The following is a 21,029-nucleotide window of genomic DNA, read 5'->3' as shown; positions in this document are numbered from 1 at the left end:
GGGCTGTGGAAGGGGTTGCTGGTTCAGTGTTCGCCGCGCGCGCGACAGGTCTGGTCAAGTTGGTGGGGTTGTGCCTGATGGCGGGCGTGCTCGTCGCGGCGGTGCTGTTCCCGGTGGTGGGCGGCCTCGGGCTGGCCTCCAACCGGGCCGCCGACACGGTGGACCAGACCTCGGGTGAGTTGACCAAGGCCGAACTGCCCCTCGTGACGACGGTGCTGGACATGAACGGCCAGCCGATCGCCTACCTCTACGACCAGTACCGGATCCCCGTGCCGTCCGAGGGCATCGCGGACACCATGAAGGCCGCGATCATCGCGATCGAGGACAAGCGGTTCTTCGAGCACAAGGGCGTCGACTGGCAGGGCATCGCCCGTGCCGCCGCCAAGGCCGGTGTCGACGGCGAGACCACCCAGGGCGCCTCGACGCTGACCCAGCAGTACGTGAAGAACTACCTCGCCTTCGTGGTCGGCAAGGGCTCCGAGGAGGCGTACGAGAAGGCGACGGAGGTGACGTTGGGCCGCAAGATCAGCGAGGCCCGCATCGCCACCCAGCTGGAGCAGAAGATGAGCAAGGACGAGATCCTCACCGCTTATCTGAACGTCGTCCCCTTCGGCAACGGCGCGTTCGGCGTCGGCGCGGCGGCCCGCACCTACTTCGACACCACCCCGGACAAGCTGACCGTGCCGCAGGCCGCGATGCTCGCGGGCCTGGTCAACGAGCCCAGCCGGCTCAACCCGGGCTCCGACGTGGACGCCGCGATCAAGCGCCGCAACACGGTGATCGACCGGATGCGCGACAACGGCGCGTTCGGCCCGGACGCCGCGGTCGCCGAGGAGAAGGCCAACGAGTACAAGGCCGCCGACATCGGCGTGGTCCCGGACCTGAAGCTGCTGCCCAACGGCTGCGTCGGCGCGGGCGACGGCCCGGTCTACGGCTTCTTCTGCCGCTACCTGGTCGACTACCTGGAGAAGGCGGGCCTGCCGACCGAGGAGCTGCTGCGCGGCGGCTACACGATCACCACCACGATGGACCCGGTCGCCACCCGCGCGGCCAAGGACTCCGCCATGGCGCAGGTGCCCAAGACCCAGCCGGGCGTGGCCAACGCGATGGCCGTGGTGCAGCCCGGCCCGGACAAGCACCGGGTGCGCGCGCTGGCCGCCAACCGGGACTTCGGCAACAACGCCGACGCCGGGCAGAGCGCCTACTCCATCCCGGCCGAGGTGACCAGGTTCGGCGCGGGCTCGATCTACAAGGTGTTCACCGCCGCGTCGGCGCTGGAGCGCGGCGTCACGGGCATCGACAAGCAGATTGACGTGCCGAAGACCTACACCTCGAAGGTCTACAAGGACGGCAACAAGCCCTACACGGTCAAGAACGCGGGCGACTACAAGGACAAGATGACCTTGACCGAGGCGTTGGCCCAGTCGCCGAACACCGCGTTCATCATCCTGGAGGAGAAGGCCGGGCTGAACAACGTGGTCGACATGGCCTACCGGCTGGGGCTGCGCGAGTCGATGCAGGGCGTCAACGGCCAGGGCAACCCGCTCAAGGCCGACGGCTCCAACGGCCCGTCCCAGGGTGACGAGTACAAGCGGGACAACAGCGGTTCGTTCACCCTCGGCGCGGGTCCGACCAGCGTGCTGGAGCTGTCCAACGTGGCGGCCACCATCGTGAACGGCGGCAAGTGGTGCCCGCCGACGCCGGTGGAGAAGGTCGTGGACCGCAACGGCCAGCCCGTGCAGCTGAAGGAAGCCGCGTGCGACCAGGCCGTCGCGCCCGAGGTGGCGAACGCGCTGGCCGTCGGCATGAGCGCGGACATCAAGCCCGGTGGCACGGCCGCCGGCGCGGCGGGCGGCTGGAACCGGCCGATGATCGGCAAGACCGGCACCACCGAGAACCACTGGTCGGTGGCGTTCATGGGCGCCACTCCGCACTTCGCCGGGGCGGTGATGACGTTCACCGATGGGGTGTCTCCCCAGGTGATTTGCAACGGCACCCCGCCGAGGCTGTGCGGCACGAACGACGCCGGCGGTGTTTACGGTGGTCAGGTGGCTGCGCCGACCTGGTTCAACGCCATGCGGGTGATCCACGAGGGCAAGCCGCCCGCCGATCTCCCACCGGTCAACCCGCGGTACCGGTAGTCGACCTTCGTCACGGGTTACGTCACCCCCGAACCAGCCTCTGACCTGGCCTTTTATAACGGCCACATACGGAACTCACAAGTGCTTGAACACGTTGAGTGACAGCGAGTGGGTTACGTCACCAAAAAGCACTAGTGGTTGTGCTTAGGGTTGCACCTTCTTGTTACATCGGGTTACGGTCCCGGCCGCATGTCACGGTTCGGTCACCATAGGGACACGGCGTCGCTCCCCGAAAGCGTCGCCAGCCTGGATCCCCCGCCAGGTGTCCCTGTGGCCGGGCCGTGCTCCCCGATGCAGGAAGGCACTACCTTGGCACGGCACACGAAAGCCGACGGTCGACGCGCGTTCACCGCGCCCCACGCGCCGTCCCGCAACCGCTCCCATCGCGCGGAGTGCGACCGCAAACCCGTGAGCGGTCGCGTCGCGGCCGTGGTCGTCGCGGCCGGCGCCCTCGCCACCGGCGTGGGCGCCAGCGGCGGCCTCGACGCGGGCGACACCCGGTTCCTGCCGGTCGGCGCCAGCTCCGACCTGGCGGCCGCGCTCGTCCACAGCTCCGCGCCCCGCGCGACCGAGGTCCGCACGGTGCACGCCGTCGAGCCCGCGTTCGAGGCGGCGAAGCTGATGCGCTCCGAAGGGCTCTTCGTCCGCCAGCACGTGGACCAGGCGATCCGCCACGCCTCCGACGGCTACACCGCGCGGCAGGCCGAGCTGAAGCGGCAGCAGGACGCCGCGGCGGCCGAACGGGCCCGCGTGGACGCGGAGAACGCCCGGATCGCCGCCGAGCAGGCCCGGGCGGCCGAGCAGAAGGCCGCCGAGGAGGCCGCGAAGCGGCCGAAGGTCGCCAAGCCCGCCGAGGGCTCGTTCACCTCGGGCTTCGGCGCCCGGTGGGGCACGACCCACTACGGCGTCGACATCGCGAACTCCATCGGCACCCCGATCCTGTCCGCGATGGACGGCGTCGTGGTCGAGGCGGGCCCGGCGTCCGGCTTCGGCCTGTGGGTGCGCGTGCAGCACCACGACGGCACGATCACGATCTACGGCCACGTCAACGAGACCCTCGTGTCGGCGGGTCAGCAGGTCCACGCGGGCCAGCAGATCGCCACCATGGGCAACCGCGGCCAGTCCACCGGCCCGCACCTGCACTTCGAGGTGTGGATCAACGGCTCGCAGAAGATCGACCCGGTCGGCTGGCTGGGCGAGCGCGGCATCTCCCTCTGACACCCCCACCCCGCGCCCGAGCCACGCGCGACGGCTCGACCGCGCGTACCGCGTTCTGCCCCGCTGGGATCGTTCCCGGCGGGGCAGAACGGCGTCCGGGGGACGACCGGCGTGGCCCCCGAAGCGGGCATACCGACTGGTCGGTACCTGAGGTACGGTGGCGGTCGGACACCTTCAGGAGGCGATCGTGGGTCGTTGGGGAATCACCCTGCCGCTGACCGGCGTGCCGGTGCTCGACCACCGCGCGCTGGTCGCCGAGCTGGCCGAGCTCGGCTACACCGACGTGTGGTCCGCCGAGACCGCGGGCACCGACGCCTTCACCCCGCTGGCCCTCGCGGCGCAGTGGTCCGACCGCGTCCGCCTGGGCACCGCGATCGCACCGGTCTACACCCGCGGCCCGGCCACGCTGGCCATGACCGCGGCGACGTTGGCCGAGGTGTCGGGCGGTCGGTTCGTGCTGGGCATCGGGTCCTCCTCGCCCGCGATCGTCGAGCGGTGGAACGGCGTGCCGTTCCGCGAACCGTTCAAGCGCACGCGGGACACGCTGCGGTTCCTCAAGGCGGCGTTGACCGGCGAGAAGGTGACTGAGGAGTACGAGACGTTCTCCGTGCGCGGCTTCAAGCTGGAGCGCGCGCCCGGGCACCGGGTGCCGATCATGCTCGCCGCGCTGCGCCCGAACATGCTGCGGCTGGCCGGCCGCGAGGCCGACGGCGCCATCACCAACTGGCTCGGCGCCGACGACGTGCCCAAGGTGCGCGCCGAGATGGACGGCGGCGAGCTGGCCGCCCGGATCTTCGTGTGCCCGACCGAGGACGCCGACTCGGCCCGCGCGCTGGGCCGCATGTTGATCAGCACGTACCTCACCGTGCCCGCGTACGCGGCGTTCCACGACTGGCTCGGCCGCGGCGAGGCCCTGCGCCCGATGCACGAGGCGTGGGCGTCCGGTGACCGGCGAGGCGCCGGTGCGCTCATCCCGGACGAGGTGGTGGACGCGTTGGTCGTGCACGGCAGCGTGGACGAGTGCCGCGCGCACGTGGCGAAGTACGCGGCCAACGGCGTCGACACGCCCGTCATCGCCCTGCTGCCCACCGGCGCGGACCAGCTCGACCTGGTGCGCGCACTGGCGCCAGGGGTCTGACGGTGGCGCGGCGGACCGGGGCGACGTCCGAGCGGATCGTGGGCGCGGCCGTGCGGTTGTTCGCCGCCAAGGGGTTCGACGCGACGACGGTGCAGGAGGTGGTCGAGGCCGCCTCGGTCACCAAAGGAGCGCTGTACCACTACTTCGGGTCCAAGGACGACCTGCTGTTCGAGATCTACCGGTCCCTGATCGGGCGCCAGATGGCCGACCTGGACCGGATCGTGGCGGCCCGGCTGGACGCGGCGAGCACGGTGCGGCGGATCGTGGTCAGCCTGGTCGAGACGACGGCGGAGAGCGTGGACGAGACCGCGGTGTTCGTGCGCGAGATGCACCGGCTCGACGCGGACCGCATGGCCAGCTTCCGGACCGAGCGGCGCCGGTACCACGAGACGTTCCGGTCGGTGGTCGAGCAGGCGCAGCGGACCGGTGAGTTCAGCGCCGCCGTGCCCGCCGACACGGCGGTCCTGATCGCGCTGGGCGTGGTCAACCAGCTGCCGACCTGGTACCGGCCGGACGGGCCCAAGTCGCCGACGCGGCTCGGCGAGGAGATCGCCGACTTCGTCCTCGCCGGGCTGAGGCCCTGACGACCGGTCAGGCCGTGCGGCCCGCGCGCTCGCGCAGCACGGCCAGCGCCTTGTCGGCGTGGGCGTTCATGGCGAACTCGGATTTGATGACGTCGATCACGGTGCGGTCGACGTCGATGACGAACGTGTGGCGCTTCACCGGCAGCGGGCCGAAGCGGCGCTTCACGCCGAACGCCGCGGCCACCTCGCCGTCGCCGTCGGACAGCAGCGGGTAGTCGAAGCCGTTCACCGCGGCGAACTCGTTCTGCCGGCGCACCGAGTCCGGGCTGATGCCCACCCGCCGCGCCCCGACCTCGGCGAACTCCGCCGCGAGGTCGCGGAAGTGGCAGCTCTGCGCGGTGCAGCCGGCGGTCATCGCGGCGGGGTAGAAGAACAGCACCACGGGACCGTCGGCGAGCAGGCCGGACAGGGTCTGCGGAGTGCCGTCCTGGTCGGGCAGGGTGAAGTCGGGAGCCTGGTCGCCGGGCTTCATGGGAGTCCTTCCGCAGGGTGTCGATCACGTCTCGCAGGGTGCTCGCGGCAGGCCAACCGTACGGTTCTCGCTAATCTCGTACCAGGCCGGGAGGTGTGAGTTGACGAGCATGTCCGACGTCGCGCGGGCCGCCGGGGTGTCCGCGGCGACGGTGTCGCGGGCGCTGCGCGGCGAGCCCGGCGTGTCCGAGGCGACCCGTCGGTACGTCACCGAGATCGCCAAGCGGATGCGGTACGCCATCGCCCGGGACGCCTCCAGCCTCGCGGGCGGGCGGCGGTACGCGATCGCGGTCCTCACCGCCGACGTGGGCCGGGGCGACCTGCTCGCCGGCGCGGAGGGCGCGTTGCGGCAGGCCGGGTACGACGTGCTGCTCTACGTGCTGCGCGACGCCGACGCGCGCAAGCGGTTCTTCGAGGAGTTGCCGCTCGGCCGGCGGGTCGACGGCGTGCTGGCGCTGGCGGTCAACCTCACCGACGCCGAGGACGCCGCGCTCAAGGGCCTGGACGTGCCCGTGGTCGCGGTGTGGGACGACGACCTGCGCGAGGCGCTGAGGCTCGCCGCGGTGCACCTGGTGGAGCTGGGGCACCGGGACGTCGCGCTGGTGCTGGCGGGCGACATCGACGAGTCCTACGACGAGGTGCTGGTCGCCGAGGGCCTGTCGGCCCGTCCGGAGTGGACGCTGTGGTCGTCCTCGACGGTGGCGGGCGGCGAGCAGGTGGTGGACGCGCTGCTGGACGGCGAACGCCTGCCCTCCGCCGTGATCAGCACCAGCGGCGAGGTGGCGCTCGGCGTGTTCCTGCGGCTGCGCCGCGACGGGCGGGACGTGCCCGGTGACGTGTCGATCGTCAGCCTGGAGGGCACGGACCTGGCCCGCGCGGTGGGCATGACCGCGGTGGAGGGCGCCTGGCGGGAACGCGGCGAGCACGCCGTCGACGTGCTGCTGGCCGGTCTGCGCGGCGACGAGCACGACACCGCGCCGCCCTCGGTGCTGCTGGTGGTGCGGGATTCCACCGCGCCGAAGGTTTGACGGCCACTCGACCGGGCCATTAACCACGGGGAACTTCCTGCAACCTTTGGGTGACCAGGCGCAACCGCCCTGGCACCGGCCTACCGAGGGGGACGAAGCTGTCCAGCGTGGACGACGAGCTCGCGGCACTGGCCGACGCACACGGCGTGGCCACCTACTACGAGGACGCGAACCAGCGCCGGGCCGACGTCGACGCCGATGTCGTGGTGGCCGTGCTGGCGCAGCTGGACGTGGACGCCTCCACACCCGAAGCGGTGCGCCGCGCGCTCGCCCGGCCCAAGCCGTCGCCCCGGACCGTCGTGCTGCGCACGGGCGACGTCCTGGACGAGGACGGCACGGTCGAGTTGGAGGACGGCGGCCGCGTCGAGCTCCCGGCCGAGTTGCCCCCGGGCTACCACCGGCTCGGTGAGCGCACCGTGATCGTCGCGCCGCGCACGCTCCCGCCCGTTCCCCGGTCGTGGGGTTGGATGCTCCAGCTCTACGCCATGCGCTCGGCCGAGTCGTGGGGCATGGGCGACTACGGCGACCTGGCGACCCTGGCCCGGCGCAGCGCCGCCGAGCTCGGCGCGGGCGTGCTGCTGGTCAACCCGGTGCAGGCGGTCAGCCCCACCCTGCCGGTGGAGCGCTCGCCGTACTCACCCTCCAGCCGACGCTTCGCCAACCCCCTCTACCTGCGGATATCGGACATCCCCGGCTACCGGGACGCCGACGCGGGCACCCGCGCGGAGATCGACGCGCTGCGACCGCCCAACGACACCGACCTGATCGACTACGACGCGGTGTGGACGGCGAAGGCGAAGGCGCTCGAACTGCTCTGGCGGCGCGAGGAGCACCGCGCGCCCGAGGGCGACCTGCTGGACTTCGCCCGGTTCTGCGCGCTGGCCGAGGTGCACGGCCCGGACTGGCGGACGTGGCCGCCGGCGCAGCGCGACCCGGCCACGGCCACCGCCGACCCCGACCGGGTCGCGTTCCACGCGTGGCTGCAGGAGTTGTGCGAGCGACAGCTGGCCGACGCACGCCGGGCCGCGCGCGACGCGGGCATGCCGGTGGGGGTCGTGCACGACCTGCCGGTGGGCGTGCACCCCGGCGGCGCGGACACCTGGGCGGTGCGCGACGCGTTCGCCGCGGACGTCACGGTCGGCGCGCCGCCCGACGCGTTCAGCCGGCTCGGCCAGGACTGGGGCCTGCCGCCGTGGCGGCCCGACCGGCTCGCCGAGCAGGGCTACGAGCCGTTCCGGGCCGTGGTGCGCAGCGTGCTGCGGCACGCGGACGGCATCCGCATCGACCACGTCGCCGGCCTGTGGCGGCTGTGGTGGATCCCGCCGGGCGAGCCGCCCCAGCGCGGCACCTACGTGCACTACGACCCCGAGGCGATGCTGGCGGTGCTGACGCTGGAGGCGCACCGGGCCGGCGCGGTCGTCGTGGGCGAGGACCTGGGCACGGTCGAGCCGAAGGTCACCGAGGCGTTGCACGAGCACGGCGTGCTCAGCTCGGCGGTGCTGTGGTTCCAGCGCGAGTACGACCTGCCCGACCACCCGCTGATCCCGCCGGAGAAGTGGACCGCGTCTGCGATGGCGAGCATCTCCACCCACGACCTGCCGACGGTGGCCGGGTTCCTGGCCGCCGAACACGTTCGGGTTCGAGCCGAACTGGGGCGGTTTGAAGGGGCGGTGGACGGGGAATACCGGGCAGCCGAGCGTGAGCGCGGGGAGTTGCTCGAACTCCTCAAGCAGGAAGGTGTGCCTGCCGATGACCTGGTTACCGCGTTCCACGCCCTGCTCGCGAAGGCCCGTTCCGTGCTCGTGCTGACATCGCCGCAGGATGCGCTGGGTGAGATCCGCCAGCCCAACCTGCCCGGCACCACCGACCAGTACCCGAACTGGCGCATCCCGCTGCCCGTCGCGCTCGACGACCTGTTCGTCGACCCGGGCGTGCGGCGGGTGGCCGAGGTGCTGGCGGCGGGTCGCGCGCCCGAAGCCGCCGGCGGTTCGCGATGAAGCGAAACGCGCACGTCACAGCACGCGGCCCGGCCGCGGAGTATCGTCAACCAGTCACCCGCGCCATGGTTGGAGGTGGCAGTCACCCGTGAACACCGACTTGGTGTCCCGCACCGGGCTCGTGCCCGAGCAGATGATCCCCCAGAGCAGCCCGGTGGACGTCCTTGAGTCGACCGTCGAGAGGGTCCTGGTGGCCGTGCGGCCGTCGAACCTCGCCGATCCGCTCGCCGGAGCCCACCACGCCGAGGAATCCCTCCGGGACGCGCTGCGGCGCACCGAGGCGGGTGCGGACGACGCGCTGGTCCAGGCGGTGGCCTGCGCCGAGGCCGCCTGCGAGCACCTGCGCTACTGCGAGCTGCAGGAGGCCAGGCTGCTGCTGGTCGCCGCCCGCGGCCAGCTCGCCAGGTCGCACACAGGCAGATCCTGACCCAGCACGGTCAGGGGTCGGAATCGTTCTCGCTCGTCCGGAGGAAAAACCCTGTGCGGCCCTGGCCCGGAACTCCCTACCCGCTCGGTGCCACCTACGACGGCGTGGGCACCAACTTCACCCTCTTCTCCGAGGTCGCCGACCACGTCGAGCTGTGCCTGTTCGACGATGACGGGACCGAGACGCGCGTGCGGCTGCCGGAGGTGGACGGCTTCGTCCACCACGGCTACCTGCTCGGCGTCGGTCCCGGCCAGAAGTACGGCTACCGCGTGCACGGGCCCCACGACCCGGAGCGCGGCCTGCGGTGCAACCCGAACAAGCTGCTGATCGACCCGTACGCGAAGGCGATCGCGGGTGACGTCGACTGGGACGAGTCCCTGTTCGGCTACCGGTTCGGCGATCCCGACGCCCGCAACGACCAGGACTCGGCGGGCCACGTGCCGCTGTCGATCGTGGTCAACCCGTTCTTCGACTGGTCGAACGACCGGCCGCCGAACATCCCGTACAACGAGTCGGTCATCTACGAGACCCACGTGCGCGGCCTGACCATGAACCACCCGGAGGTGCCCCGGAGCCTGCGCGGCACGTACGCGGGCCTGGCGCACCCGGCGGTGATCGACCACCTCAAGGGCCTCGGCGTCACGGCGGTCGAGCTGATGCCGGTGCACCACTTCATCACCGATCACGGACTGCAGGACAAGGGCCTGCGCAACTACTGGGGCTACAACACGATCGGGTTCTTCGCGCCCCACGCCGGTTACACGGCGATGCCGGAGACGGCGAACCAGGTGCAGGAGTTCAAGGGCATGGTGCGGGCCCTGCACGAGGCGGGCATCGAGGTCATCCTCGACGTGGTCTACAACCATACCGCCGAGGGCAACCACCTCGGGCCGACCCTGTCCATGCGCGGCATCGACAACCAGGCCTACTACCGGCTGGTGGACGACGAGCCGAAGTTCTACATGGACTACACCGGCACCGGGAACTCGCTGAACGTGCGCAGCCCGCACACGTTGCAGCTGATCATGGACTCGCTGCGGTACTGGGTGACCGAGATGCGGGTCGACGGGTTCCGGTTCGACCTGGCCGCCACCCTGGCCCGGGAGTTCTACGACGTGGACCGGCTGTCGACGTTCTTCGACCTGGTGCAGCAGGACCCGGTGGTCTCGCAGGTGAAGCTGATCGCCGAGCCGTGGGACGTCGGGCCGGGCGGCTACCAGGTGGGCAACTTCCCGCCGTTGTGGACCGAGTGGAACGGCAAGTACCGCGACACCGTGCGCGACTTCTGGCGCGGCGAACCGGCCACGCTCGGTGAGTTCGCCTCCCGCATCACGGGCTCGTCGGACCTGTACCAGGACGACGGCCGCCGCCCGTACGCGTCGATCAACTTCGTCACCGCGCACGACGGGTTCACCCTCAACGACCTCGTGTCGTACAACGACAAGCACAACGCCGCCAACGGCGAGGACGGCCGCGATGGCGCGGACGACAACCGGTCGTGGAACTGCGGTGTCGAGGGCCCGACCGACGACCCGGAGGTCAACGAGCTGCGGGCCAGGCAGCGGCGCAACCTGCTGGCCACGACGCTGCTGTCGCAGGGCGTGCCGATGCTGCTGCACGGCGACGAGCTCGGCCGCACGCAGCAGGGCAACAACAACGCCTACTGCCAGGACAACGAGCTGTCGTGGGTGGACTGGACGCTGGTCGAGAAGAACCGCGACCTGGTCGAGTTCACCTCCGCGTTGACCGCGTTCCGCCGGCAGCACCCCGTGCTGCGGCGCCGCCGGTTCTTCCAGGGCAAGCCGATCCGCAAGGGCGACGAGCTGCGCGACATCGCCTGGTTCACACCTTCGGGTGAAGAAATGACCGAGCGCAACTGGGGCGACGACTTCGGCCGCTGCGTCGTGGTGTTCCTCAACGGCGAGGGCATCCCGGACCTCGACCAGCGGGGCATGCGGGTGCTGGACGACTCGTTCCTGCTCGCGTTCAACGCCCACCACGAGGACATCGAGGTCACCCTGCCCGAGGAGGGCTACGGTCCGCAGTGGACGGTCGTGATCGACACCGCGACCGGTGAGGTGACGCCGCCGGAGCAGGGCGAGGTGGTGCCGGCGGGCGGCACGCTCACGCTGGTGGCGCGGTCGTTGGTCGTGCTCCAGCGGCTGGAGCAGGAATGACGGAATTGTCGGACCCCACCGGTAATCTGAAAGCAGGGGACCCCCAGGGGGGACGCCTGCGCAGCGATTCGGTCGGTGCGGCGCCGTCCTCGACCTACCGGATCCAGTTCACCCCCGACTTCACCTTCGCCGACGCCGAGGCCGTGGTCGACTACCTGGACGCGCTCGGCGTCGGCGCGCTGTACGCGTCGCCGGTGCTGGAGGCCGTGCCCGGTTCCACGCACGGCTACGACGTGGTCGACCCGACCAGAGCCCGGGAGGAGCTGGGCGGCGAGGCGGGCCGGGTGGCGTTGCACAAGGCGCTCAAGCGGGCCGGCCTCGGGTTCGTGCTCGACATCGTGCCCAACCACATGGCGGTCGGTCCCGACGACGTCAACGCGTGGTGGTGGGACGTGCTGCGGCACGGGCGGGCGTCGCGGTACGCGGGGTACTTCGACATCGACTGGGACGCCGGGCCGCTGCTGCTGCCGTTCGCGGGCGACGAGGCCTCCGAGGAGGAGCACGAGCACTACCGGCTGGTGTTCTGGCGGCGCGGCAACGGCGAGCTGAACTACCGGCGGTTCTTCGACATCACCACGTTGGCTGCGGTGCGGGTCGAGGACCCGGAGGTGTTCGACGCCACACACGGCGAGGTGCTGCGCTGGGTGGCGGCGGGCGAGGTGACCGGGCTGCGGGTGGACCACCCGGACGGCCTGGCCGACCCCGGCGGGTACGCGCGGCGGCTCAAGGAACGCGGCGGCGTGTGGCTGGTGGTGGAGAAGATCCTCGGCGCGGACGAGCGGTTGCCCGCGAGCTGGCCCGTCGACGGCACCACGGGCTACGACGCGTTGCGCGAGGTGTGCGGGCTGTTCGTGGACCCGGCGGCCGAAGGGGCGTTCACCGCGCTGGCCGACGAGCTGGGCGTGCCGACGGACTTCGCCGCGGTCGAGCACGAGTGCCGCGACCTGGTCACCCGGACGATCCTGCGCGCCGAGGTGCGCCGGATCGCCGCCCTGGTGCGTGACGCGGACCGCGAGGAGGCCGAGCGGGCGGTCGCCGAGGTCATGGCCCGCTTCCCCGTGTACCGCTCCTACCTGCCCGAAGGGCTCGACGCGTGGACGGCGGCCGTGCACGCGTCGTCGTCACCGGCGGCGCTGGCGCTGGACCGGCAGGTGCGCGCGGAACCGCACGGCGAGCTGGCCACCCGCGTGCAGCAGACCTCCGGCATGGTGGTCGCCAAGGGCACCGAGGACACCGCGTTCTACCGGTTCACCCGGTTCGTGGCGCTCAACGAGGTCGGCGGCGCGCCGGACCGGTTCGGCGTGCCGGTGGACGAGTTCCACGCGCGGGCGGCGATGCGCGAGGCCTCGACGCCCGCGACCATGACGGCGTTGTCGACCCACGACACCAAGCGGTCGGAGGACGTGCGGGCCCGGCTCGCGGTGCTGGCCGAGCTGCCCGAGGAGTTCGCCGAGTCGGTGCGCCGGTGGACCGCCGCGCACCCGATCGACGAGCCGTCGCTGAACGCGCTGGCGTGGCAGTCGCTGGTCGGCGCGTGGCCGATCACCCCCGACCGGATGCGCGCCTACCTGGACAAGGCGGCCAAGGAGTCGAAGGTCCGCACCACGTGGATCGACCACGACGAGGAGTTCGAGGCGGCCGTGGCGGCGTGGCCGGAGCAGGTGCTGACGGGTCCGGTGGCCGCCGAGGTGGCGTCGTTCGTCGACCTGGTCGTGGCGCCGGGCTGGTCCAACGCGCTGGGGCAGAAGCTGGTGCAGCTCACCGCGCCCGGCGTGCCGGACGTCTACCAGGGCACCGAGCTGTGGGACCTGTCGCTGGTCGACCCGGACAACCGTCGACCGGTGGACTACGAGGTGCGGCGACGGCTGCTGGACCGGATCGAGGACGGCTGGCTGCCGGACGTGGACGACTCGGGCGCGGCCAAGCTGCTCGTGGTGCAGCGCGCGCTGCGGTTGCGTCGGGACCGGCCGGAGCTGTTCCGCGGCTACCGGCCGCTGGTGGCTTCCGGTGCGGCCGCGGCGCACGTGGTCGCGTTCGAGCGGACGGGACTGGTCGCGGTGGCGACCCGGCTCCCGGTGGGCCTGGCGAGAGCGGGCGGTTGGGGCGACACGGTGCTGCCGCTGCCGGCGGGGGAGTGGACCGACGTGCTCACGTCCCGCCCGGCCACCCCGCGACTGGCCGACCTGCTGGACCGCTACCCCGTGGCACTGCTGGTGGACGGTCGGCGAAGCCGACGATCGGTGGACGGTCGGCGAAGCCGACAATCGGACTGAGGAGATCAGTGACTTTCTCGGTGTGGGCACCGGCGCACGAACGCGTCCGCGTCCGGGTCGACGGCCGTGACCACGAGATGACCGCCGGGGACGGCGGGTGGTGGCACGCGGACGTCTCCGGGGTCGACTACGCGTTCCTGCTGGGCGACTCGGACGAGGCGCTGCCCGACCCGCGGTCGCGGTGGCAGCCGGACGGGGTGCACGCGGCGTCACGGGTCTACGACCACGCCACGTTCGAGTGGACCGACCGGGCGTGGACCGGCCGTGCGCTGCCGGGTGCGGTCGTCTACGAGCTGCACGTCGGCACGTTCACGGCCGCGGGCACGTTCGACGGCGCGGTCGAGCGGCTGGACCACCTGGTCGACCTGGGCGTCACGCACGTCGAGGTGATGCCGGTCAACTCGTTCGACGGCACCGCGGGCTGGGGCTACGACGGCGTGCTGTGGGGTGCGGTGCACGAGCCGTACGGCGGGCCGGACGGGTTCAAGCGGTTCGTGGACGCCTGCCACGCGCGAGGGCTGGCCGTGCTGCTGGACGTCGTCTACAACCACCTCGGGCCCTCCGGCGCGTACCTCGACCGGTTCGGGCCGTACTTCGCGGGCAGCAACGACTGGGGACCCGGTCTCAACCTCGACGGCGAGGGCGCCGACGAGGTGCGCCGGTACGTGATCGACAACGCGGTGGGCTGGCTGCGCGACTTCCACGTCGACGGGCTGCGGCTGGACGCCGTGCACGCGCTCGTGGACCGCAGCGCGCTGCACGTGCTGGAGCAGTTGGCCGTCGAGGTGGACGCCCTGTCGGCCGCGGTGGGCCGACCGCTGACGCTGATCGCCGAGTCGGACCTCAACGACGCCCGGCTGGTCACCGCGCGGGAAGGCGGCGGCTACGGCCTGCACGCCCAGTGGGCCGACGACCTGCACCACGCGCTGCACGTCGCGTTGAGCGGTGAGACGTTCGGCTACTACCCCGACTTCGAGGGCGCGTTGGACAAGACCCTGCGCGAGGTGTTCTTGCACGCGGGCACGTGGTCGTCGTTCCGCGGCCGGAGCCACGGCCGGCCGGTGGACCGCGACCGGCTGCCCGGCTACCGGTTCCTCGCCTACCTGCAGAACCACGACCAGGTCGGCAACCGCGCCACCGGCGACCGGTTGTCGGCGACGGTGCCGTGGCGGCGGCAGGCGGTGGGCGCGGCGATCGTGCTGTGCTCCCCGTACACGCCGATGATCTTCATGGGCGAGGAGTGGGCGGCGAGCACGCCCTGGCAGTTCTTCGCGTCGTTTCCGGACCCGGAGCTGGCCGAGGCGGTGCGGACCGGGCGGCGGCGCGAGTTCGGCCGGCACGGGTGGGGCGAGGCGGAGGTGCCCGACCCGATCGACCCGGAGACCGTGCGCCGGTCCACGCTGCGCTGGGACGAGGTGTCCGAGCCGGGGCACCGCGAGCTGTTCGACCTCTACCGGGCGTTGATCGCGCTGCGCCGGTCGCGCCCCGAGCTCGCGGATCCGCGGCTGGACCGGTTCGCGGTGCGCGCGGAGGGATCGGTGCTCGTGCTGCACCGCGGCGGGTTGCGGGTGGTGTGCAACCTCGGGGACGACGCCGAGGTGCGGCTCGACGTCGAGGTCGGCGACGTGCTGATCGCGTCGGCGGAGGTGGAGGTGGACGGGCAGGCGGTGCGCCTGCCCGCCGACTCCTTCGCGATCGTGGACCGTGCGGTGGGGGTCACCCCTCGTGATCCGGGACGAGCCACCCGACCTCGGTGAGCTTCTCGGCCAGCAGCCGACCGGCCAGCTCGACCTGGTCGGCGAGCTGTCTTCGCACCTCGGGCCGGTCGGCGCCGGAGGCCTCGGCCGCGTCGTAGGCCGCGACGAGCCGGCGGGCCGCGTTCACCACCTCGACCCCGGGCCACCCCGACACGGCGACCTGGCCGTCGTCGGGTTCGGTGGAGGCGTGGACGGCCCGCACGGCCTGGCGCGGTCCCAGCTCGGCGGAGAGGTCGAGCAGCTTCAGCGCGATCGTGTGCAGCTTCACGTTGTGGTGCTGTGACATCCGCACGAGTAGCTGGAAGCCCTCCTGGGGCGTGCAGCCCTGCACGGCGGATATCAGGCCGGTGGCCTGCCCGATCACGGTGCGCGTCTGCACCGCTTTGCGCAGTCCCACGATCTCGGCCTCAAGGCCGGCGATCCGCGCGGTCAGCGAATCGTCACGCCCGTTGTCCCCGACCACGGTCGGGCTCCTCTCTCGCACTTCGGTACCGGTCAGCCAGGCCAGCAGTGCGAGAGCGTCCGGACACGCGGGTGCCAGCACCGGCAAGCCCACAGCTCTCGCTGACCCTGGTGCCCTTGCGGGTGCCGGGTGGCTTGCGGCTGGCTTTTCAACCGCGTAGACGATCACCGTAGTAGAGGACGGGTCGTCCGGTGCAACTAGGAGGGGGTCGTGTCGGGTCGCGTCGCTCCGCGTCGCGGCCCGGTCACCCCGCAGAACGCGACCTCAGCGCGGCGGGAGCACGCAGAACCCGTTGCCCGTCGGAGCGGCGGGCCGTCGCCGGTCGACTCGGTGTGCTAGATCCCCCTGGGGTCCTGCCAACGGCGTGCCACGCGGTGTCCCAGGGCCGCGTACCAGAACTCCTCCAGGGCCTTGACCTGGCCCGACGGGCAGTCGACGGCGATGGCGACTATGTGTGCGGTCATGGGGTCGGAGTTTCCCCGTCCGGGTGAGGGGTATCCCTCCGGAGACGGAAGAGACGCGGACGAGAGGAGCGGTCATGGGGACCGACGACAAGCTCAACAACAAGGCCGAAGAGCTCAAGGGCAAGGCCAAGGAAGCGGTCGGGGACGCCACCGACAACGAGCAGTGGCAGGCGGAGGGGCGCGCCGAGCAGACCAAGGGCTCGCTCAAGCAGGCGGGGGAGAAGGTCAAGGACGCCTTCCGTGGTGACAACCGCTAGTTCCACCGGTCGGCCTTCCAGCGCCGCCGAGTTCGTGCCCGAGGGTGCGGACTTGGCGGCGCTTCGCCGTGCGGCGGCCGGGTGCCGGGGCTGCGAGTTGTACGCACCGGCCACCCAGGCGGTGTTCGGCACGGGGCCGGAGGACGCCAGGCTCGTGCTCGTCGGGGAGCAGCCCGGCGACGTCGAGGACCGGCAGGGCGAGCCGTTCGTCGGGCCGGCCGGGCGGTTGCTGGACAAGGCGTTGGACGAGGCCGACCTGGCCCGTGAGGGTGTCTACCTGACCAACGCGGTCAAGCACTTCAAGTTCGTGCCCGCCGAGCGCGGGAAGCGGCGCATCCACAAGAACCCGACGCGGGGCGAGGTGGTGGCCTGCCTGCCGTGGTTGCGGGCGGAGCTGTCGCGGGTGCGGCCGGACCTGGTGGTGTGCCTGGGTGCGACGGCGGCCAAGGCCGTGCTGGGCACCGCGTTCAAGGTCAGCGAGCGCCGGGGGCAGGTGGAGCGGGTCGAGGAGCACGACGTGATCGCGACCGTGCACCCGTCGGCGGTGCTCCGCGCCCCGGACCGGGACGAGGCTTATCAGGCGTTCCTGGCCGACCTGCGGGTCGTGCGCGCCCACCTGGGCGAGTGATCCGCGGTCGTTCGCCGTTCGTTCTTCGCGGTTCGTTCTTCGCGGTTCGTTGTCCGCCGCCGTGGACGTGAAACGGCCCCCTGACCGCTTCCCGCACCAGGTGCGGGCCGAGCTGGACTGGGCTCGGGGTCACGGGGGCCGGGTGGCTGCCTGGGATTCGCCCAGACCACCTGGGAAAGGTCGGTCCTAGCGGACAGCCACCTCACGACGAGTCCTATAGCTATTCAACTTCGGACCACCTCCTTCCTCGTGTACCACGAACTTATGCGAGCCGCGGCGGGCCTCGCAACGTGAATTCCTGCTCGGTCCGGGGAAGGCCCGGTCACCTGCCCGGCGGGGCGTGACGTCCGTTTCCCGCCGGACTCGCGGTGCGTGGGGCCGCAGGATCGGTGGCATGGAATTCGACGGCAAGGTCGCCCTGGTCACGGGCGGCAGCAGGGGTATCGGTGCGGCGATCGCGGTGCGGTTGGCGGAGTTGGGCGCGGACGTCGCGTTCACCTATCGCAACGACCCGGGCGACGTGGTCGACCGGGTGAAGGGGTTGGGGCGGCGGGTGGTCGCCGTTCAGGCGGACAGCGGTGACCCTGAGGCGGTGGTCGCGGCGGTCGGGGAGGCCGTGGCGGTGCTGGGGCGGTTGGACGTGCTGGTGAACAACGCCGGTGAGTTCATCGTGGGGCCGGTGGAGGAGTTGGGGGCGGCGGAGTTCGATCGGACGTTCGACGTGAACGTGCGGGCGGCGTTCCTGGCGGTGAAGGCGGCGTTGCCGCACCTCGGTGACGGTGGGCGGGTGATCGGCATCGGCAGCAACGTGGCCGAGCGCGCGGTGTTCCCCGGGTTTTCGCTGTACTCGGCGAGCAAGTCCGCGTTGGTGGGGTTGACGAAGGCGTTGGCGCGGGAGTTGGGGCCGCGGGGGATCACGGTGAACCTGGTGCACCCCGGTGCGACCGACACCGACATGAACCCGGCGGACGGTGCGAGCGCCGACGTGATCCGCGGCTTCACCGCGCTCGGGCGTTACGCGCAGCCGGCGGAGGTGGCGGCGGCGGTCGCGTTCCTCGCCTCCGACGAGGCCCGCTACGTGACGGGCGCCCAACTCCACGTCGACGGCGGCTTCACCGCCTGACCCCCGAGAGTCCAACGTTCACACCGCGAGAGTCCAACGTTCGCGCCGCGAGAGTCCAACGTTCGCGCCGCGAGAGTCCAACGTTCGCGCCGCGAGAGTCCAACGCTCAGAGCACCTGAGTTCAACGCTCAGGGCAGGGAGCACCCACGCTGAGCGTTGAATTCGGGGTGCCTGAACGTAGGACTCTCGCGGTCTGAACGTAGGACTCTCGGGTGCTGGAGGTTGGACTCTCGCGGTGTGGGGGTTGGACTCTCGGGTTAGCCGGCGTTGACGTCGATGCAGGCGTAGAAGGCGTTGGAGGTGTCGCCGATGTTCCAGATGGCGAGCACGGTCTGGCGACCGGACGCGCCCAGGTTCACCGTGTGCGACACGGTGGCCGGGGGTTGCTGGTTGCCGCCGTCGAAGAAGCCGACCCGCCTGCCGCTGACGTAGTACTCGTAGTTGGCGGTGCGGTGCCGGGCGGTGAAGGTCCAGTTGAACGTGACGGAGCGGCCGGTGCTCGCGACCCTCCAGCCCTTGTTGTTGTCGTTCAACTCGGCGAACCTGGCGACGCCGCCGTTGCAGCTGCGCAGCCCCTTCGGGCCTTCGACGCTCTGCGGCTCGTACTTGATGTCGCCGCACGACACCAGACCGCGGGCGCACTGCGCCTGACGACTGGCCGGCGACGACACGTACCCGTGCGCGAACGCGGGTGCCGAGGGCAGGGCGACCGTCACGAGCGGCGCGACGAGCACGCCCGCCGCCACCGCGGCGATCCTTCGGCGGAGTGACATGTGGACTCCTCTGATCGGATGGGCGGAAACGCTTGTGGCGAACGCCAACCCGAGTGCGCTGGGTGGAGCGTTCACCCAAACGCGGCGGCAGGTCTAGACCATACTCTCTGTGATTGGCGCGTGACAACCGTCAACCAGAGGGTTCATCCGTGCGTTCCAGCCGGGCCGAGCAGGTCGACGATCCCGCTGAGTCCGTCCCGGTGTGCAAGCCGGTGAATCGGTGTCACGCACGGGTGACACCGCGGATGACGCCGAGGTGGTCCGGCATCCGATTCGGGTCGATGAACGGAAGCCCGCCACCCGTGGACCTACTTGGCGAGCCGCTGGTCGCGCTGTCCCCGCCGACTTCGCGCGGCAGGGAGGTGAACGCCGTCGGGTTGGTTGCCGTTGGCCTGCGGGCGGTACGGCTAGTCGTGGGCCTCTTCCAGCAGACGCGCTGCCTGGGCGGTCCGTTGGTACAGCACGAAGCGCCCGTCCCTGACCTTGGTGACGAGGCGCGCGCGGTGCAGGGCGCCGAGGTGGTAGGAGACGGTGCCCGGCGCGTACCCGATCCGGGCGGCGAGTTCCGCGGTGGACCGGGCGGTGTCGAGGTCCGCCAGCAGGGCCGCCCGGGTGTTGCCGACCACCTGCACGATCCCACCGGACCCGCGGTCCCGGCCGGCTCCGATCCGCTGGGCGGGGTAGTAGAGGACGAACTGCCCGGGTACGTCGACCTGGATGACGACGTCGGACCAGTTGAGCACGCCGGGGGCGAGGACCAGGTCCCGGCCGGTGACGTCGATCTCGCCGGTCGACGACCTGGCGAGGGTGACCGCGTCACCGGCCCAGTCGACGTCGGGGTGGAGCGCCCCGAGCATGTGGCCGACGCCGTGGGTGGCGATGGCCGTCGCGCGGTGGGCGATGTCCCGGTCGATGATCGAGCGCAGTTCCGGCCAGCCGTCGGACAGGGTGTCCCGCCAGAACCGGGCCAGGCCGTTGGCCAGGCGCCGCTGCATCCGACCCGACTCCGCGATCCGGCGGGTCGCGGCCCGCAGCGGCCTGCTCCAGTGGGTCCGGGTGTAGGTGAAGACCTGGGTTTCGAGGTCGTCCTGCGCCGCCGCCTCGATCTGCGCGATCTGCTCGTCGAGCAGGTCACGACGCCGCGCGTCCGTCCCCGGCTGCGGGGTGAGCAGGTCGGGCGCGTAGGTGTCGCCGTTGCGCGGCAACAGGTCCGCGAGCAGGGCGACGTCCGGGTGGGCGAGAGACGCGCGGGCGAGTGGGCCGGGATCCCCGAACACCGGGTGCCGTCCCGACGCGGCGGTGAGTTTCAGCCACGCCATGGACTCCGACGCCGGGGAGGGCGACAACCGCGTCCTGGCCACCGTGTCGGCGTCTACACGCAGCGTGAGCACCGCCCGGACGCTAGCAGTCGTCGCGGCGGATTTGAACCGGTTCGAATGCTTTCCGGTGCGAGGTCCGCGCGGGGTTGAGTGGTGCTGCCGAAAAGCGGCCAGTGGACCCGTTACTCGAAGAACCTGGGAGTGGTTTGTCATGGTGAGGCTGAAGGACACGCCGAAAGCGAAGAGCCGCACGAGGAGGGTCGGTGCGTTCCTGGCCGCGGTGGCGTCGGTGGCCGGGCTGATCTTCGCGGTGGCACCCGCCACGGCCACCGCTGCCCCCGCCCCCGCCGATACCGCCACCGTCGCCGGCTACCCCACCAGCAGCTTCTCGATCGTGGTCGGGGCGAGCTACTACAAGGGCACGGTCACCTGGTACAACCGGGCGGTCGGCGTCACCGGGTCGTTCAAGGCCGTCGGGTGCCGGCGGATCTACGGAGAGGCGTGGAACAACAACACCTTCCTGGACGTCGCGAGTTCCAGCACCTGGTGCAACCGGTCCGGGTCGGCACCCTTCGCGCTCGACGCGAACGCCGTCGGCGGGGCCAACGAGGTCTACATCTGGATGACCACCGAGGATCCCGACTACTTCCTCGAAGGTGTCGTCTGCTATCGCGGCGTGAGCGTTTGCGTCCCCTTCTAGGGGCGCGTTCGTAGCTGAGCGGTGAGCCGGCGCGCACACGGGGAGTGGTCCGCGCCGGCCGGCTACCAGCGGTGTCCCGGGGGGTGAAGGG

At 71.4% G+C, this 21,029-nt stretch carries 19 protein-coding genes; 14 read left to right on the top strand and 5 right to left on the bottom strand.

From position 1 onward, the window contains the following. Positions 1 to 26: 26 nt before the first annotated feature. The 4 genes from ACYVLT_RS27125 to ACYVLT_RS27110 all read left to right on the top strand — a co-directional run bounded on the left by ACYVLT_RS27125 (position 27) and on the right by ACYVLT_RS27110 (position 5,081). Positions 27 to 2,141: a transglycosylase domain-containing protein gene (locus ACYVLT_RS27125; protein ID WP_461123036.1), complete on the top strand. Its 2,115-nt coding sequence runs from the start codon at positions 27 to 29 to the stop codon at positions 2,139 to 2,141. 408 nt (positions 2,142 to 2,549) lie between these two features. Then, the gene (locus tag ACYVLT_RS27120; protein ID WP_461123035.1) at positions 2,550 to 3,359 is read left to right on the top strand and encodes a M23 family metallopeptidase; all 810 of its coding nucleotides are present in this window, start codon (positions 2,550 to 2,552) and stop codon (positions 3,357 to 3,359) included. A gap of 187 nt (positions 3,360 to 3,546) precedes the next feature. Then, positions 3,547 to 4,497 carry an LLM class F420-dependent oxidoreductase gene (locus ACYVLT_RS27115; protein ID WP_461123034.1) on the top strand — a complete coding sequence of 317 codons (951 nt, stop codon included), beginning with the start codon at positions 3,547 to 3,549 and terminating at the stop codon, positions 4,495 to 4,497. 2 nt (positions 4,498 to 4,499) lie between these two features. Beyond that, positions 4,500 to 5,081 carry a TetR family transcriptional regulator gene (locus ACYVLT_RS27110; RefSeq protein ID WP_461123033.1) on the top strand — a complete coding sequence of 194 codons (582 nt, stop codon included), beginning with the start codon at positions 4,500 to 4,502 and terminating at the stop codon, positions 5,079 to 5,081. 7 nt (positions 5,082 to 5,088) lie between these two features. On the opposite strand, the gene ACYVLT_RS27105 is transcribed toward ACYVLT_RS27110, so the two are convergent. After that, a complete protein-coding gene (locus ACYVLT_RS27105) occupies positions 5,089 to 5,553 on the bottom strand; it encodes a peroxiredoxin (RefSeq protein ID WP_461123032.1) in 465 nt (154 codons plus the stop codon). 109 nt (positions 5,554 to 5,662) lie between these two features. On the opposite strand from ACYVLT_RS27105, the gene ACYVLT_RS27100 reads away from it, so the two are divergent. From ACYVLT_RS27100 to treZ, 6 genes are all read left to right on the top strand, one after another. Then, positions 5,663 to 6,580 carry a LacI family DNA-binding transcriptional regulator gene (locus ACYVLT_RS27100; RefSeq protein WP_461123061.1) on the top strand — a complete coding sequence of 306 codons (918 nt, stop codon included), beginning with the start codon at positions 5,663 to 5,665 and terminating at the stop codon, positions 6,578 to 6,580. A gap of 107 nt (positions 6,581 to 6,687) precedes the next feature. Continuing rightward, positions 6,688 to 8,577: a 4-alpha-glucanotransferase gene (malQ, locus tag ACYVLT_RS27095; protein WP_461123031.1), complete on the top strand. Its 1,890-nt coding sequence runs from the start codon at positions 6,688 to 6,690 to the stop codon at positions 8,575 to 8,577. 88 nt (positions 8,578 to 8,665) lie between these two features. Beyond that, positions 8,666 to 9,004 carry a hypothetical protein gene (locus ACYVLT_RS27090; protein ID WP_461123030.1) on the top strand — a complete coding sequence of 113 codons (339 nt, stop codon included), beginning with the start codon at positions 8,666 to 8,668 and terminating at the stop codon, positions 9,002 to 9,004. A 53-nt stretch (positions 9,005 to 9,057) separates the two neighbouring features. Then, positions 9,058 to 11,181 carry a glycogen debranching protein GlgX gene (gene glgX / locus ACYVLT_RS27085; RefSeq protein ID WP_461123029.1) on the top strand — a complete coding sequence of 708 codons (2,124 nt, stop codon included), beginning with the start codon at positions 9,058 to 9,060 and terminating at the stop codon, positions 11,179 to 11,181. Further along, the gene (gene treY / locus ACYVLT_RS27080) at positions 11,178 to 13,454 is read left to right on the top strand and encodes a malto-oligosyltrehalose synthase (RefSeq protein ID WP_461123028.1); all 2,277 of its coding nucleotides are present in this window, start codon (positions 11,178 to 11,180) and stop codon (positions 13,452 to 13,454) included. Before glgX ends, treY begins: the two co-directional genes overlap by 4 nt. A gap of 8 nt (positions 13,455 to 13,462) precedes the next feature. Beyond that, positions 13,463 to 15,211 (top strand): malto-oligosyltrehalose trehalohydrolase, encoded by a 1,749-nt coding sequence (gene treZ / locus ACYVLT_RS27075; RefSeq protein ID WP_461123027.1) that lies wholly within the window; start codon positions 13,463 to 13,465, stop codon positions 15,209 to 15,211. On the opposite strand, the gene ACYVLT_RS27070 is transcribed toward treZ, so the two are convergent. Continuing rightward, positions 15,171 to 15,674 carry an ANTAR domain-containing protein gene (locus tag ACYVLT_RS27070; RefSeq protein ID WP_461123026.1) on the bottom strand — a complete coding sequence of 168 codons (504 nt, stop codon included), beginning with the start codon at positions 15,672 to 15,674 and terminating at the stop codon, positions 15,171 to 15,173. The genes treZ and ACYVLT_RS27070 overlap by 41 nt on opposite strands. 335 nt (positions 15,675 to 16,009) lie before the next feature. Then, positions 16,010 to 16,138, bottom strand: a complete 129-nt coding sequence (locus ACYVLT_RS27065) for a hypothetical protein (RefSeq protein WP_461123025.1) — start codon at positions 16,136 to 16,138, stop codon at positions 16,010 to 16,012. 74 nt (positions 16,139 to 16,212) lie between these two features. Here ACYVLT_RS27065 and ACYVLT_RS27060 point away from each other — a divergent pair, with 74 nt between their 5' ends. From ACYVLT_RS27060 to ACYVLT_RS27050, 3 genes are all read left to right on the top strand, one after another. After that, a complete protein-coding gene (locus ACYVLT_RS27060) occupies positions 16,213 to 16,395 on the top strand; it encodes a CsbD family protein (RefSeq protein WP_360455476.1) in 183 nt (60 codons plus the stop codon). Positions 16,396 to 16,429: 34 nt separating this feature from the next. After that, the gene (locus ACYVLT_RS27055; protein WP_461123060.1) at positions 16,430 to 17,023 is read left to right on the top strand and encodes a UdgX family uracil-DNA binding protein; all 594 of its coding nucleotides are present in this window, start codon (positions 16,430 to 16,432) and stop codon (positions 17,021 to 17,023) included. A 394-nt stretch (positions 17,024 to 17,417) separates the two neighbouring features. Beyond that, positions 17,418 to 18,146: an SDR family NAD(P)-dependent oxidoreductase gene (locus ACYVLT_RS27050; protein WP_461123024.1), complete on the top strand. Its 729-nt coding sequence runs from the start codon at positions 17,418 to 17,420 to the stop codon at positions 18,144 to 18,146. 257 nt (positions 18,147 to 18,403) lie between these two features. Here ACYVLT_RS27050 and ACYVLT_RS27045 read toward each other — a convergent pair whose 3' ends face one another. Both ACYVLT_RS27045 and ACYVLT_RS27040 read right to left on the bottom strand, forming a co-directional pair. Further along, a complete protein-coding gene (locus ACYVLT_RS27045) occupies positions 18,404 to 18,919 on the bottom strand; it encodes a lytic polysaccharide monooxygenase auxiliary activity family 9 protein (protein WP_461123023.1) in 516 nt (171 codons plus the stop codon). 407 nt (positions 18,920 to 19,326) lie between these two features. Next, positions 19,327 to 20,310, bottom strand: a complete 984-nt coding sequence (locus ACYVLT_RS27040) for an ArsR/SmtB family transcription factor (RefSeq protein ID WP_461123022.1) — start codon at positions 20,308 to 20,310, stop codon at positions 19,327 to 19,329. Positions 20,311 to 20,449: 139 nt separating this feature from the next. Here ACYVLT_RS27040 and ACYVLT_RS27035 point away from each other — a divergent pair, with 139 nt between their 5' ends. Continuing rightward, complete coding sequence (locus ACYVLT_RS27035) at positions 20,450 to 20,938, top strand: hypothetical protein (RefSeq protein ID WP_461123021.1); 489 nt, start codon at positions 20,450 to 20,452, stop codon at positions 20,936 to 20,938. Positions 20,939 to 21,029 lie beyond the last annotated feature (91 nt).

The organism is Saccharothrix stipae, from assembly GCF_054781895.1.
The sequence above is the reverse complement of the archived record's forward strand: the minus strand, read 5'-3'. Positions and strand labels throughout refer to the sequence as shown.

Excerpts from the sequence above, each read along its gene's own strand:
- ACYVLT_RS27065 (WP_461123025.1), bottom strand. The coding sequence starts at position 16,138 with ATGACCGCACACATAGTCGCCATCGCCGTCGACTGCCCGTCGGGCCAG.
- ACYVLT_RS27035 (WP_461123021.1), top strand. The coding sequence starts at position 20,450 with ATGGTGAGGCTGAAGGACACGCCGAAAGCGAAGAGCCGCACGAGGAGG.
- treY (WP_461123028.1), top strand. The coding sequence starts at position 11,178 with ATGACGGAATTGTCGGACCCCACCGGTAATCTGAAAGCAGGGGACCCC.
- ACYVLT_RS27100 (WP_461123061.1), top strand. The coding sequence starts at position 5,663 with ATGTCCGACGTCGCGCGGGCCGCCGGGGTGTCCGCGGCGACGGTGTCG.
- ACYVLT_RS27050 (WP_461123024.1), top strand. The coding sequence starts at position 17,418 with ATGGAATTCGACGGCAAGGTCGCCCTGGTCACGGGCGGCAGCAGGGGT.
- ACYVLT_RS27060 (WP_360455476.1), top strand. The coding sequence starts at position 16,213 with ATGGGGACCGACGACAAGCTCAACAACAAGGCCGAAGAGCTCAAGGGC.
- ACYVLT_RS27045 (WP_461123023.1), bottom strand. The coding sequence starts at position 18,919 with ATGTCACTCCGCCGAAGGATCGCCGCGGTGGCGGCGGGCGTGCTCGTC.
- ACYVLT_RS27105 (WP_461123032.1), bottom strand. The coding sequence starts at position 5,553 with ATGAAGCCCGGCGACCAGGCTCCCGACTTCACCCTGCCCGACCAGGAC.